The sequence below is a fragment of the Bacillus cabrialesii genome (assembly GCF_004124315.2).
Lineage (GTDB): Bacteria > Bacillota > Bacilli > Bacillales > Bacillaceae > Bacillus > Bacillus cabrialesii.
In genome coordinates this window covers 2,727,127-2,740,418 of the sequence record NZ_CP096889.1, presented here as the reverse complement: position 1 = coordinate 2,740,418, position 13,292 = coordinate 2,727,127, and the positions used below count along the sequence as shown (strand labels likewise).

General features: G+C 44.1%; 11 protein-coding genes. 9 read left to right on the top strand and 2 right to left on the bottom strand.

What is annotated here, in order from left to right:
- Positions 1-90: 90 nt before the first annotated feature.
- A complete protein-coding gene (locus EFK13_RS14050) occupies positions 91-747 on the top strand; it encodes a DUF421 domain-containing protein (RefSeq protein WP_129508069.1) in 657 nt (218 codons plus the stop codon).
- Between the two features lie 3 nt (positions 748-750).
- On the opposite strand, the gene spoVB is transcribed toward EFK13_RS14050, so the two are convergent.
- Positions 751-2,307, bottom strand: a complete 1,557-nt coding sequence (gene spoVB / locus EFK13_RS14045) for a stage V sporulation protein B (protein ID WP_129508046.1) — start codon at positions 2,305-2,307, stop codon at positions 751-753.
- A 114-nt stretch (positions 2,308-2,421) separates the two neighbouring features.
- Between spoVB and comN the strand changes: the two genes are divergently transcribed.
- From comN to dtd, 8 genes are all read left to right on the top strand, one after another.
- Positions 2,422-2,718, top strand: coding sequence for a post-transcriptional regulator ComN (comN, locus tag EFK13_RS14040; RefSeq protein ID WP_019259048.1), 297 nt, complete (start codon positions 2,422-2,424; stop codon positions 2,716-2,718).
- A gap of 38 nt (positions 2,719-2,756) precedes the next feature.
- A complete protein-coding gene (gene secDF, locus EFK13_RS14035; protein ID WP_129508047.1) occupies positions 2,757-4,970 on the top strand; it encodes a protein translocase subunit SecDF in 2,214 nt (737 codons plus the stop codon).
- A gap of 155 nt (positions 4,971-5,125) precedes the next feature.
- Positions 5,126-5,629 (top strand): cation:proton antiporter regulatory subunit, encoded by a 504-nt coding sequence (locus tag EFK13_RS14030; RefSeq protein ID WP_129508048.1) that lies wholly within the window; start codon positions 5,126-5,128, stop codon positions 5,627-5,629.
- A gap of 72 nt (positions 5,630-5,701) precedes the next feature.
- Complete coding sequence (locus EFK13_RS14025; RefSeq protein WP_129508049.1) at positions 5,702-6,025, top strand: LapA family protein; 324 nt, start codon at positions 5,702-5,704, stop codon at positions 6,023-6,025.
- A gap of 66 nt (positions 6,026-6,091) precedes the next feature.
- Entirely contained in the window at positions 6,092-8,452 is a 2,361-nt protein-coding gene (gene recJ, locus EFK13_RS14020; RefSeq protein WP_129508050.1) for a single-stranded-DNA-specific exonuclease RecJ, read from the top strand.
- Between the two features lie 5 nt (positions 8,453-8,457).
- Entirely contained in the window at positions 8,458-8,970 is a 513-nt protein-coding gene (locus EFK13_RS14015; protein WP_010331008.1) for an adenine phosphoribosyltransferase, read from the top strand.
- A 167-nt stretch (positions 8,971-9,137) separates the two neighbouring features.
- Positions 9,138-11,342, top strand: a complete 2,205-nt coding sequence (gene relA / locus EFK13_RS14010; RefSeq protein WP_103748189.1) for a GTP diphosphokinase — start codon at positions 9,138-9,140, stop codon at positions 11,340-11,342.
- A gap of 12 nt (positions 11,343-11,354) precedes the next feature.
- Positions 11,355-11,795: a D-aminoacyl-tRNA deacylase gene (dtd, locus tag EFK13_RS14005; protein WP_129508051.1), complete on the top strand. Its 441-nt coding sequence runs from the start codon at positions 11,355-11,357 to the stop codon at positions 11,793-11,795.
- Between the two features lie 127 nt (positions 11,796-11,922).
- On the opposite strand, the gene EFK13_RS14000 is transcribed toward dtd, so the two are convergent.
- The gene (locus EFK13_RS14000; RefSeq protein ID WP_129508246.1) at positions 11,923-13,275 is read right to left on the bottom strand and encodes an IS1182 family transposase; all 1,353 of its coding nucleotides are present in this window, start codon (positions 13,273-13,275) and stop codon (positions 11,923-11,925) included.
- Positions 13,276-13,292 lie beyond the last annotated feature (17 nt).

The following is a 13,292-nucleotide window of genomic DNA, read 5'->3' as shown; positions in this document are numbered from 1 at the left end:
ATTAGACGTAAAAGCTTTATGAAATACAAACGGTTTTTCTTACATAAATTGTTCGTTTTGTTGCATCCTATGATGAGTTGGAGGTGCATGATGGAAGAGCTTCTCACTATTGCGTTTCGCACAATTGTATTGTATTTTGTCATACTGGTCATTTTTCGTTTTATGGGCAAACGGGAGATCGGGGAGCTTAGCATTTTAGACCTCGTTGTCTTTATCATGATGGCTGAAATTGCCGTTTTGGCCATAGAAAACGTAGAGGATCATCTATTTCACACCATTTTGCCAATGCTCGTATTAATGATTATCCAAGTGACATTCGCATATTTATCTTTAAAAAACCGAAAAGTCCGCCAGCTTCTGGACGGTAAGCCGACTATTATTATTAAATATGGAAAAATTGACGAACACGCCATGAAATCACAGCGTTATAATTTTGATGATTTAATGGTTCAGCTCAGAGAAAATAATATCGACAGAGTAGCTGACGTATCATTTGCCATTTTAGAGCCGTCAGGCAAATTGACTGTTGTAAAGAAAGAAAACAGCGGAGAGCATCGGCAGCTCGAAATGCCGCTTATTATAGACGGCTCCATTCAAACCGAAAACCTGTCCAGAATCGGCAAAGACAAACAGTGGCTGTATGAAAAGCTACGAAAACACGGATATTCCAATCCTTCAGGCATTTCCTTTTGCTCGTTTACTGACGGAGAGTTATTTATTGATGAAAAAGATGGGCACCGAACGTGACCTTTATCGAACGATCAGACGTCCGATAATAGGAATGCGCCGAAGCTCATCTTTTTTAATTAAACGGAAAACGAGCAGGAGAATGATATAGATGAAAGCACTCATCGCAATCCATCCGGCGACATTCACAGCCTCGGACGATCCAAAGCTTACATATTGTTTGATGGCGGAACTGATGAATCCAGAAATCACAATAACAGCGAAACTGAGTGCGTACTCCTTGATTTTGATGCTGATCGGCAGCACCTTGCTTACAGTTGCCGCGTGCAAAAGCGTCACGAGCACCATGCCTGTCACAATGGCTAATGCCGCGCCCATAATGCCGAGAGACGGCCTAGTGGCAAGGACGAAAATAAGGCCTGTTTTGACAAGCGCTCCGATTAAGCTGTTCATCATCGCCGCTCCTGCTAAATTAAGCGCCTGCAGCACAGCTTGAAGAGGGCCTTGGAAATAATAAAGCAGAAAAAACGGGGCCATCACTTTTATAAATACAGCTGCGCCTGAGGAACCGTACATCACTCTCATCAGCTCATCGGCAAATACAAATAATATGACAACTGAGATGCCTCCGCTGAGCAGGCAAAGACGCATAGCCTGTTCCAAACGGTATTCCACCACCTGCAGTTTTTTCTGCTCCATTCCTTCACTGATCGCAGGAACTAGCGCGGTAGACAAAGAATATGTAATAAAGCTGGGCAGAGTCAGCAGGGTCATGGCAAACCCGGTCAGCTCCCCATATTGCTTTGTTGCGGCAACTGTCGCCACACCTGCGATGGCAAGGCTTTGGGCGACGACAATCGGCTCGAAAAACCAAGAGAGGTTGCCGATAAAGCGGCTTCCGGTTGTTGGAAGGGACACGCTCATTAATTGGGTAAAGGTTTGTTTTCCGTTTTTAATGGACTGGAAAAAATGCTTTCTGATCTTAATTGTCTTTTTGTATTTAAAGCAGATGAATAAATAAAGAAGTGATGCCAGTTCCCCTGCGACTGAGGATAGCATTGCACCTGCTGCGGCATATTCAATTCCGTAAGGGAGAAAAATCGTTGTACAGACAGCGACGAGTGAAATGCGGATCACCTGTTCAAGTACTTGAGACACAGCAAGCGGGTTCATATTCTGTTTTCCTTGAAAATATCCCCTCAGCACACTCGATATGGCGATAATCGGCACAACCGGCGTAATGGCCAGGAGCGGATACAAGGTTCTTTTATCTGTCAGCATTGTTTCAGCCATAACCGGGGCGAAAAACAGAAACAGCGGAGTAAAGATCAGGCTGAGCACTCCAGTGATGGTCAGAGACATAACTAAAATATTTTTCGTTTTTTGATGATCTCCGCGCGCGCTGGCTTCAGCCACAAGCTTACTGATCGCGACCGGCAGACCGAATTGAGTTAATGTAGTGGCCAAGAAGAAGGTGGGTGCCGCCATCATGTAAAGCCCGACTCCTTCTTCACCGATAAACCGGGCGATAACCACCCGGTTGACAAACCCGAGCATTCTAGTAACCATTCCTGCTGCGATAAGGATAAGAGTGCCCTTTAAAAACGTCTGTTTCGCCATTTTTACCCCCTGCCTTCTCAAACTACCTGTAATCATATACAATAAAGATATGCGCATATATCGTCCAAGCATGACAAGTCTTCTTGAAAAACAATAAAAAAGGAGCGTGGAATCGTGGAGAAGCATCCCGCGGATCTATATAAAGACCACGTCAGGCCGTTTCTTTACAGCAAACTGGAAGAGTTTAAGATTCTCGGGTATGATGATGTTGAACTCGAAAGTTTGTGGTCATACTTAACAGATAAGAAGTGGAAAAAGAAAACGGAACTGCACATTTATGAAATGACAAGCGATATTTTATCAGTGAAAATTGGCGAATTTATGAACTATGCAACCGTTGAGTCATTCAAAACGTCTAATTGGCTGGGCAGTGAAGAAGGACAGGAAGCATTGGAAGAACTGCTGAGATAGCAGATCGATTCGCACAGGTTTAAGGGAGGATATACATAATGAAAAAAGGACGCTTGATTGCGTTTTTCCTTTTCGTATTATTGATCGGCACGGGCTTGGGCTACTTTACGAAGCCTGCCGCGAACAATATTACGTTAGGATTGGATTTGCAAGGCGGATTTGAGGTGCTGTATGATGTACAGCCCGTAAAAAAAGGTGACAAAATCACAAAAGACGTTCTGGTCAGCACAGTAGAGGCACTGAACCGACGGGCCAATGTCCTCGGTGTCAGCGAACCGAATATCCAAATTGAAGGAAATAACCGGATTCGCGTTCAGCTCGCTGGGGTGAAAAACCAAAACAGAGCGCGTGAAATCTTGGCGACTGAAGCCCAGCTTTCTTTCAGAGATACAAACGACAAAGAATTGCTGAATGGCTCTGATCTCGTCGAAAACGGGGCCAAACAAACGTATGACGCCAAAACAAATGAACCGATTGTCAGTATTAAATTAAAAGATGCTGATAAATTCGGTGAAGTGACCAAAAAGGTCATGAAGATGGCGCCAAACAACCAGCTTGTCATTTGGCTGGATTACGAAAAAGGAGACTCCTTTAAAAAAGAAGTTCAAAAAGAGCATCCTAAATATGTATCCGCTCCGAACGTTAGTCAGGAATTAAACACAAAAGACGTTACAATTGAAGGACAATTTACCGTTCAAAAAGCGAAAGATTTAGCCAGCATTTTAAACGCCGGCGCGCTTCCTGTGAAACTGACTGAAAAATATTCAACATCGGTAGGGGCACAATTCGGCCAGCAGGCGCTCCATGATACGGTGTTTGCCGGTATTGTCGGTATCGCAATTATTTTCTTATTTATGCTTTTCTATTACCGCCTGCCGGGATTTATTGCGGTGATTACGTTATCAGTTTATATCTACATTACACTTCAGGTCTTTGACTGGATGAATGCCGTACTCACGCTTCCGGGAATTGCCGCGCTCATTTTAGGTGTCGGGATGGCTGTTGATGCCAACATCATCACCTATGAGCGGATTAAAGAAGAGCTGAAGCTAGGCAAGTCAGTCCGCTCTGCCTTCCGTTCAGGAAACAGACGGTCATTTGCGACGATTTTTGACGCGAATATTACAACGATTATTGCGGCTGTTGTGCTCTTTATTTTCGGGACAAGCTCTGTTAAAGGGTTTGCGACAATGCTGATTCTGTCGATTTTGACAAGCTTTATCACTGCCGTTTTCTTATCAAGATTTCTACTTGCTCTCCTTGTGGAAAGCAGATGGCTTGATCGGAAAAAAGGCTGGTTCGGCGTCAATAAGAAGCATATTATGAATATTCAGGACACGGACGAAAATACAGAGCCGCATACGCCGTTCCAAAAATGGGATTTCACGAGCAAACGCAAATATTTCTTTATTTTCTCCAGTGCGGTTACGATTGCCGGGATTATTATCCTGCTGGTGTTCAAACTGAATCTGGGCATTGACTTTGCGAGCGGCGCGCGGATTGAAGTGCAAAGCGACCATAAGCTGACGACAGAGCAGGTGGAGAAGGACTTTCAATCTCTGGGCATGGACCCTGACACCGTTGTTCTGTCAGGTGAAAAAAGCAATGCCGGAGTTGCCCGTTTTGTTGGGGTGCCGGATAAAGACACCATTGCAAAAGTAAAAACGTACTTCAAAGACAAATACGGAACAGAGCCGAATGTCAGCACAGTTTCACCGACAGTCGGTAAAGAGCTGGCGAGAAATGCGCTGTACGCGGTTGCGATCGCTTCTATCGGCATCATCATTTACGTTTCGATCCGATTCGAATACAAAATGGCGATTGCCGCAATCGCTTCGCTGCTCTATGACGCTTTCTTTATCATCACATTTTTCAGCATTACAAGGCTGGAGGTAGATGTTACGTTCATCGCCGCCGTCCTGACGATTATCGGGTATTCCATTAACGATACAATCGTTACATTTGACAGGGTTCGGGAGCATATGAAAAAGCGTAAGCCAAAAACATTTGCCGACCTGAATCACATTGTAAACCTAAGCCTGCAGCAAACCTTTACACGATCTATTAACACTGTATTAACTGTTGTGATTGTTGTTGTGACATTGCTGATCTTTGGAGCATCTTCGATTACAAACTTCTCAATTGCTCTATTGGTCGGGCTGCTAACAGGCGTTTATTCTTCTCTCTACATTGCAGCGCAAATTTGGCTTGCATGGAAAGGGAAAGAACTGAAAAAAGACTCGGTGCAATAAAAAATATCAGGCTGTCCTTTAAGGGCAGCCTGTTTTTTGAAGTTTCATTGAACTTAAAATAGACATTTGCTATAATGACATACGCTTACATTTAAACATATAAATGGTGTTAAGAGTGTTGTGATTGTTTTTCAGATATGTAGGAGGGTCTAGATATGAGGGTTCGCGAATCAGAGCTGCCGGGCATAGGGCAAAAAGTTGAAATGATTACTAGAAACCACGATAAAATTTCAATAATCATTCATCATGACGGACGCAGAGAGCTATACTATTTCGACGAAAACGATCATGAAGAATGTGTGGCCTCCGTGCAGTTTGATGACGCTGAAGCTAGGCAAATTTCTGCAATTCTCGGAGGAATGGCATATAAACCGAAAGCATTAGAAAGCGTCGAGGCAGTCCTTGGTGATTTGATCATAGAATGGTTTAAAGCAGAGACTGGAGCGCCTGCCGTTCATCATACAATTGGTGATTTGGATGCAGGGCAGGAATACCATGTGACTGTCATTGCGATCATTAAGAAGAATCAAGAAAAACAATTGCATCCGAGATCTGATACAGTCATTGATGAGGGCGATACCCTTGTGATTTCCGGTGAGAGAGACGGACTGAAGAGGCTGATTCTGGAAAAATTAACCGCAAACAATGGCTTGACTTAGTGTCAAGCCATGTTTAAAACCAGTCTTGATAGGGAAAGTTACCTCAGGTAAGTAAAGTTTGGGGGAAAGAAAATGAATAAACAATGGACCATTATTTTCGCACTTATTTTTACCTTAATTGTCGCTATTTTTGCAGTCATTAATGTAAGATCGGTAGAAGTTGATTACCTGTTTGGCAGATCGGAATGGCCGCTCATTCTTGTCATTTTAGGCTCAGTTTTAATGGGAGCGCTGATAGTGTTTTCAGTTGGGATTTTTCAGGTGATGAAATTAAAGCGGGAAATAAAAGCCCTGCGGAAAGAAAACAAAACTGCAATACATAAACAAGAAGATACTCAGCTTGCTGATTTGAACGACACACAGGATGCATCAGCCAGACTTGAGAAAAAAGACTAGTTTTCGAATAATATTTGAAACCCCTCAGCCTGCTCTAGTATAATAGGGTGGTTGAGGGGTGAATTTATGTTAGCGTCAAAAATGCGATGGGAAATCCAGCGACCAGATCAGGATAAGGTCAAATCACTCACAGAACAATTGCATATAACACCTCTTGTTGCGTCCCTGCTTGTAAAAAGAGGCTTTGATACGGCAGAAAGCGCAAAGCTGTTTTTACATACAAAGGATGCCGATTTTTATGACCCTTTTGAAATGAAGGGCATGAGAGAAGCGGCAGAGCGAATAAAACAGGCGATTTCACAACAAGAACAGATTATGATATATGGCGATTATGACGCCGATGGAGTTACCAGTACGTCAGTGATGCTGCACACGCTGCAAAAGCTGTCGGCTCAAGTTGATTTTTATATACCTGACCGCTTTAAAGAAGGATATGGCCCTAATGAACAGGCGTTTCGTTCAATTAAAGAACGAGGTTTCTCTCTGATTATTACGGTTGATACAGGAATTGCCGCTGTGCATGAAGCGAATGTGGCAAAGGAACTCGGACTTGATGTCATCATTACCGATCACCATGAGCCGGGACCGGAGCTTCCGGATGTCCACGCGATCGTCCACCCGAAGCAGCCGGGCTGCACCTACCCGTTTAAAGAACTGGCCGGGGTCGGCGTCGCGTTTAAGCTTGCCCATGCTTTACTGGGCGAACTCCCGGATGAACTGCTTGACCTGGCGGCAATCGGCACCATTGCCGATCTTGTCCCGTTGCATGACGAAAACAGATTAATCGCAACACTGGGACTTGAAAGGCTTCGGCGGACGAATCGGCTGGGCTTAAAAGAGCTGATCAAGCTGTCAGGCGGAGATATCGGAGAAGCGAACGAAGAAACAGTCGGGTTCCAGTTGGCACCAAGGCTGAATGCCGTCGGAAGAATTGAACAGGCTGATCCTGCTGTTCATTTGCTCATGTCAGAGGATTTGTTTGAAGCGGAAGAGCTTGCCGCTGAAATTGACCAGCTGAACAAAGAGCGCCAAAAGATGGTCAGCAAAATGACGGATGAAGCGATTGATATGGTTGAACAGCAAGGTCTCGATCAAACTGCAATCGTCGTGGCCAAAGCCGGATGGAATCCAGGAGTCGTCGGGATTGTGGCTTCAAAGCTTGTGGACCGTTTCTACCGCCCGGCCATTGTGCTTGGCATTGATGAAGAAAAAGGGATCGCTAAAGGCTCGGCCAGAAGCATCAGGGGCTTTAATTTATTCGAAAGCCTTTCTGAATGCAGAGATATTCTTCCTCATTTCGGCGGCCATCCAATGGCGGCGGGAATGACGCTAAATGCCGAAGATGTGCCGGATTTGCGAAACAGGCTGAATGAAATAGCGGACAACACGCTTACGGAAGAGGATTTTATTCCTGTACAGGAAATCGATCTCGTCTGCGGCGTCGAGGACATTACGGTTGAGAGCATCACAGAGATGAATCTGCTGTCTCCATTTGGCATGCTGAACCCGAAACCGCACGTTCTCGTAGAAAATGCTGTGCTGGAAGATGTCCGCAAGATCGGAGCTAATAAAAATCATGTCAAAATGACGGTCAGAAACGAGTCTTCTCAGCTTGATTGCGTGGGGTTTCATAAAGGCGAGCTTGAAGAAAGCATCGTCCCGGGTTCAAGAATATCAATTGTCGGTGAGATGTCAATCAACGAATGGAACAATAGAAAAAAACCGCAGCTAATGATTAAGGATGCCGCTGTTTCTGAATGGCAGCTGTTTGATTTAAGGGGAAAACGGATGTGGGAAAACACAGTTTCCGCTCTACCAGCTGCTAAACGGGCCATTGTCTCTTTCAAAGAAGACTCAACAACAGTTCTTCAGGCTGAAGAACTTCGCCGTGAAGTGCACGTCATCAGCTCTGAAGAACAAGCGAAGGCGTTAGACCTTAATGGCGCATATATTGTATTGCTGGATCCGCCGCCTTCGTTGGACATGCTCGCACGTTTGCTGGAAGGCAAGGCGCCTGAGCGGATATATTTCATTTTTCTCAATCAAGAGGATCACTTTTTATCAACATTTCCCGCAAGAGACCACTTCAAATGGTATTATGCGTTCTTGCTGAAAAGAGGCACTTTTGACGTAAAAAAACACGGTTCAGAGCTTGCAAGACATAAAGGCTGGTCCGTGGAAACAATCAATTTCATGACAAAGGTGTTTTTTGATCTAGGTTTTGTTAAAATAGAGAATGGTGTGCTGTCTGTGGTTAGCGGAGTAAAGAAACGCGACTTAACAGACTCACAAACATATCAAGCGAAACAGCAGCTGATGGAACTGGATCAAAAGCTGAATTATTCTTCTGCTGAAGAGCTGAAGGAATGGCTGAATAAGCTGATGAAACAAGATTCAGAGGCTTATGAAAGTACGAGGAGGACATAAAACAGATGGATTTAAAACAATACGTAACAATTGTACCGGATTACCCGAAAGAGGGCGTGCAATTTAAAGATATTACGACATTGATGGATAAAGGCGACGTATACCGCTATGCCACAGACCAAATTGTTGAATATGCGAAAGAAAAGCAAATTGATTTGGTCGTCGGCCCTGAAGCACGCGGCTTTATTATCGGCTGTCCCGTTGCTTACGCGCTTGGCGTAGGTTTTGCGCCGGTCCGCAAAGAAGGCAAGCTGCCTCGTGAAGTGATCAAAGTGGACTACGGCTTGGAATACGGAAAAGACGTATTAACGATCCACAAAGATGCGATCAGACCGGGTCAGCGTGTGCTTATTACAGATGACCTGCTTGCGACAGGCGGCACAATTGAAGCCACAATCAAACTTGTTGAAGAGCTTGGCGGCGTTGTTGCTGGTATCGCTTTCTTAATTGAGCTTTCTTACCTTGACGGCAGAGAAAAGCTTGAAGATTATGACATACTAACATTGATGAAATACTAAGGATAATCGCATAACGAAAAAGCACTCCGTGTCAGGGTGCTTTTTTCCTATTGTTTTGCATTTATTTTATATAATATTTGGCTATTTGAACTTCTGCTCTTTACATCTTTCGTTTTTTTCTTGATAATAAACTACAATACAGTTTACATTCTAAAAAAGGTGATTCCATGGCGAACGAACAAGTATTGACTGCCGAGCAAGTTATTGACAAAGCGCGCAGCTATCTATCTGATGAGCATATCGCATTTGTCGAAAAAGCATATCTGTACGCTGAAGATGCTCATCGCGAGCAATACCGCAAATCGGGCGAGCCATATATAATACATCCGATTCAGGTTGCGGGAATTCTCGTTGATCTTGAAATGGACCCTTCCACCATCGCGGGCGGATTTCTGCACGATGTCGTGGAAGATACAGATGTGACGCTCGATGACCTGAAAGAAGCATTTTCCGAAGAAGTGGCAATGCTTGTGGATGGCGTAACGAAGCTCGGCAAAATTAAATATAAATCTCAAGAGGAACAGCAGGCGGAAAATCATCGCAAAATGTTTGTCGCTATGGCTCAAGATATCCGGGTCATACTGATCAAGCTGGCGGATCGTCTTCACAATATGCGGACGCTGAAACATCTGCCTCAGGAAAAACAGCGGAGAATTTCCAATGAAACGCTGGAGATTTTTGCTCCTTTGGCGCATCGTCTCGGGATTTCAAAAATTAAGTGGGAATTGGAAGATACGGCGCTCCGTTATTTGAATCCTCAGCAATATTACAGAATTGTCAACCTCATGAAGAAGAAGCGCGCAGAACGTGAGCTTTATGTCGATGAGGTTGTCAATGAAGTGAAGAAACGTGTCGAAGAAGTGAACATCAAGGCTGACTTCTCGGGACGTCCCAAACATATTTACAGCATTTATCGCAAAATGGTGCTGCAAAATAAGCAATTCAACGAAATTTATGATTTGCTGGCTGTCCGCATTCTTGTAAATAGCATAAAGGACTGCTACGCGGTGCTCGGCATCATTCACACATGCTGGAAACCGATGCCCGGCAGATTCAAAGATTATATCGCAATGCCGAAGCCGAATATGTATCAATCGCTTCATACAACGGTTATCGGGCCTAAAGGCGATCCGCTGGAAGTGCAGATCCGCACCTTTGAAATGCATGAAATTGCGGAATATGGGGTTGCGGCTCACTGGGCTTATAAAGAAGGAAAAGCGTCCAGTGAAGGCGCAACCTTTGAGAAAAAGCTTTCTTGGTTCCGGGAAATTTTAGAATTCCAAAATGAATCAACAGATGCAGAAGAATTTATGGAGTCGCTCAAAATCGATTTGTTTTCTGACATGGTGTATGTCTTTACGCCGAAAGGAGATGTTATCGAGCTTCCGTCCGGCTCTGTTCCGATTGATTTTTCTTACCGGATTCACTCTGAAATCGGCAATAAAACAATCGGTGCCAAAGTGAACGGAAAAATGGTGACGCTGGACCATAAGCTTCGGACAGGCGATATCGTTGAAATTCTCACTTCTAAGCATTCCTACGGTCCGAGCCAGGATTGGGTGAAGCTTGCCCAAACATCTCAGGCGAAGCATAAGATCCGTCAATTCTTTAAGAAACAGCGTCGCGAAGAAAACGTCGAAAAAGGCCGTGAGCTTGTCGAAAAAGAAATTAAAAATCTTGATTTTGAAGTGAAGGATGTCTTAACGCCGGAGAATATTCAGAAGGTTGCTGACAAGTTTAATTTTTCAAACGAAGAGGATATGTACGCAGCGGTCGGCTACAACGGCATTACAGCCTTGCAAGTGGCAAACCGCCTGACGGAAAAAGAGAGAAAGCAGCGCGATCAGGAAGAACAAGAAAAGATCGTTCAGGAAGTCACTGCGGAATCTAAGCCATATCCGCAGGGCAGAAAACGAGAAGCTGGCGTTCGCGTCAAAGGCATCGACAATCTTCTTGTCCGTTTGTCAAAATGCTGCAATCCTGTACCGGGTGACGATATTGTCGGGTTTATTACAAAAGGCAGAGGGGTTTCTGTCCATCGCGAAGACTGTCCGAATGTCAAAACAAACGAAGCACAGGAGCGGCTGATCCCGGTAGAGTGGGAACACGAGTCACAGGTTCAAAAGCGCAAGGAATACAATGTTGAGATAGAGATTCTTGGTTATGACCGCCGCGGATTGCTGAACGAGGTGCTTCAGGCAGTGAATGAAACGAAAACAAATATTTCATCTGTCTCTGGCAAATCGGACCGCAATAAAGTGGCAACCATTCATATGGCGATTTTTATTCAGAACATCAATCACTTGCACAAAGTCGTCGAGCGTATTAAACAGATAAGAGATATCTATTCTGTGCGCCGCGTCATGAACTAAAGGGGTTAAAAGATGAGATTAGTTGTTCAGCGAGTAACAGAAGCGAGCGTGACAGTGGATGAAGAGGTCGTCGGCCAAATTGGACAAGGCATCATGGTGCTGGTCGGCATTACTCACGAGGATACAGAAGAGGATGCAGCTTATTTAGCCGATAAAGTCGTCAATCTTCGTATTTTCGATGACAGTGAAGGAAAAATGAATCTGTCTCTTTTAGATATAGGAGGAGAGATTTTATCTGTCTCACAATTTACGCTTTACGGAGATACGAAAAAAGGACGCCGTCCGAACTACATGAACGCCGCCAAACCTGATAAAGCTTTAGGCCTATATGAAAGATGGAACGATCTGCTTCGTGAAAAAGGAATCAAAGTGGAGACCGGAACGTTTGGAGCGATGATGGATGTTCAGCTTACTAACTCCGGACCGGTCACACTCATTATGGATTCAAAATAAAAAAGCTGCCAAAAGGCAGCTTCAGCTTGTAGAGAAAACGATGTTTTTCTCCACAAGCTTTTTTGTTTTATGCTGTTTCTTTAGATTTTCATCAGGTTTCAGATGCAGAAAAAGCGCTCCCACATGCCTAGCCTTGCTTGGCTAGGTATGTGGCAATCTTCTTCATGTTCTGGCATGCGGCTGTGAGAAGAACTTGTTCACTCACATTTCGTTTCCCCCTCAACCTGCAATAGCGAAGCCCGTGCAGCTGTTTTGAATCTGCAAAGCTTCGCTCTATTTTTTCTTTTCTTTTTTTGTAGAGGTTTTTTCCTGAAACAGACAAGCGATTTTGTCTGACCTTTTCTTTATGATCTTCCCATACATGCCGAGTAATCACTTTCTGCCGATTCTTTGATTTTGTACAGTTCCCAAGCAGCCGGCATGAGGAACATATTTCAGGATTTGATTTATATGACCGGTAGCCTTTTCGGTCAGTTGTTGAGTATGTAAGTGTTTGCTGGTTCGGGCAAATGTAACTGTCTTTCTCACTGTCATAATGAAACTTCCATTTTGGAAACAAGCCTCTGGTAGGGTGATATCGTCTATGGGCAATAACGCCAAAAATATGGCGGTCAGCTAATCCTTTACAGATGGGAGTCGTTAAATAACCAGAATCAAGGGCGACGGCTTCTACTTGAAAACCAAATCGTGCGATTTGGTGATCCAATCGGTCAAGATAGGGCACAGAATCATGGACATTTCCGGGTGTGACATAGGCATCGGTGATAATGTTGTATTTCATATCTGTTGTGCGGTGATCTAAATAGAAAAAACCTTCTGGTTTGTTTTCGCGATACAGATAGCCACTTTCCGGATCGGTTGTACTGTGGCGGATCTCTTTTTCAGCTTTCACCTCCTCTTTGGCTGTTAATGGCTTTTTTCCGTGTTCCTCCCGATCCTCTTGTATGGCTTCATTTAAATCCTTGATATAGTTTTGTGTATCCTGCGCTATTGTTTTTCTTGTGTATTTATGCTTGTTGGCATTGGCTTTCAGATGAGTGGAATCAGTGAATAGGACACGTCCGCCCACCATGTCATGATTGATGGCCTGAAGAACGATCTCATCAAAAATGTCTTGGAAGATGGTTGTATCTTTAAAGCGTGTGCGTCTGTTCCAGCTGATGGTCGAGTGGTGCGGAACTGGGTCATTGATATTCAGTCCCAAAAACCATCTGTACGCCATATTGTAGTAAATTTCTTTTTCGAGCTGCCTTTCTGAACGGATACCGTAGAGGTAGCCGATAAACATCATTTTGAATAAAATTAGTGGATCAAGTGAGGGGCGGCCTTTGTTTTCGCTGTAGTAAGGCTTAACCTTTTCAATGATAAAAGAGAAGTCTATGTATTTATCAATTTTTCGAAGCAGATGATCCTCTTCGACCAGTTGGTCAAGCAGAACAAATTCGGCTGTGTTTTGAGAAGAATTTCTTGTGTGGAACATAAGAAAGACACCGTCCT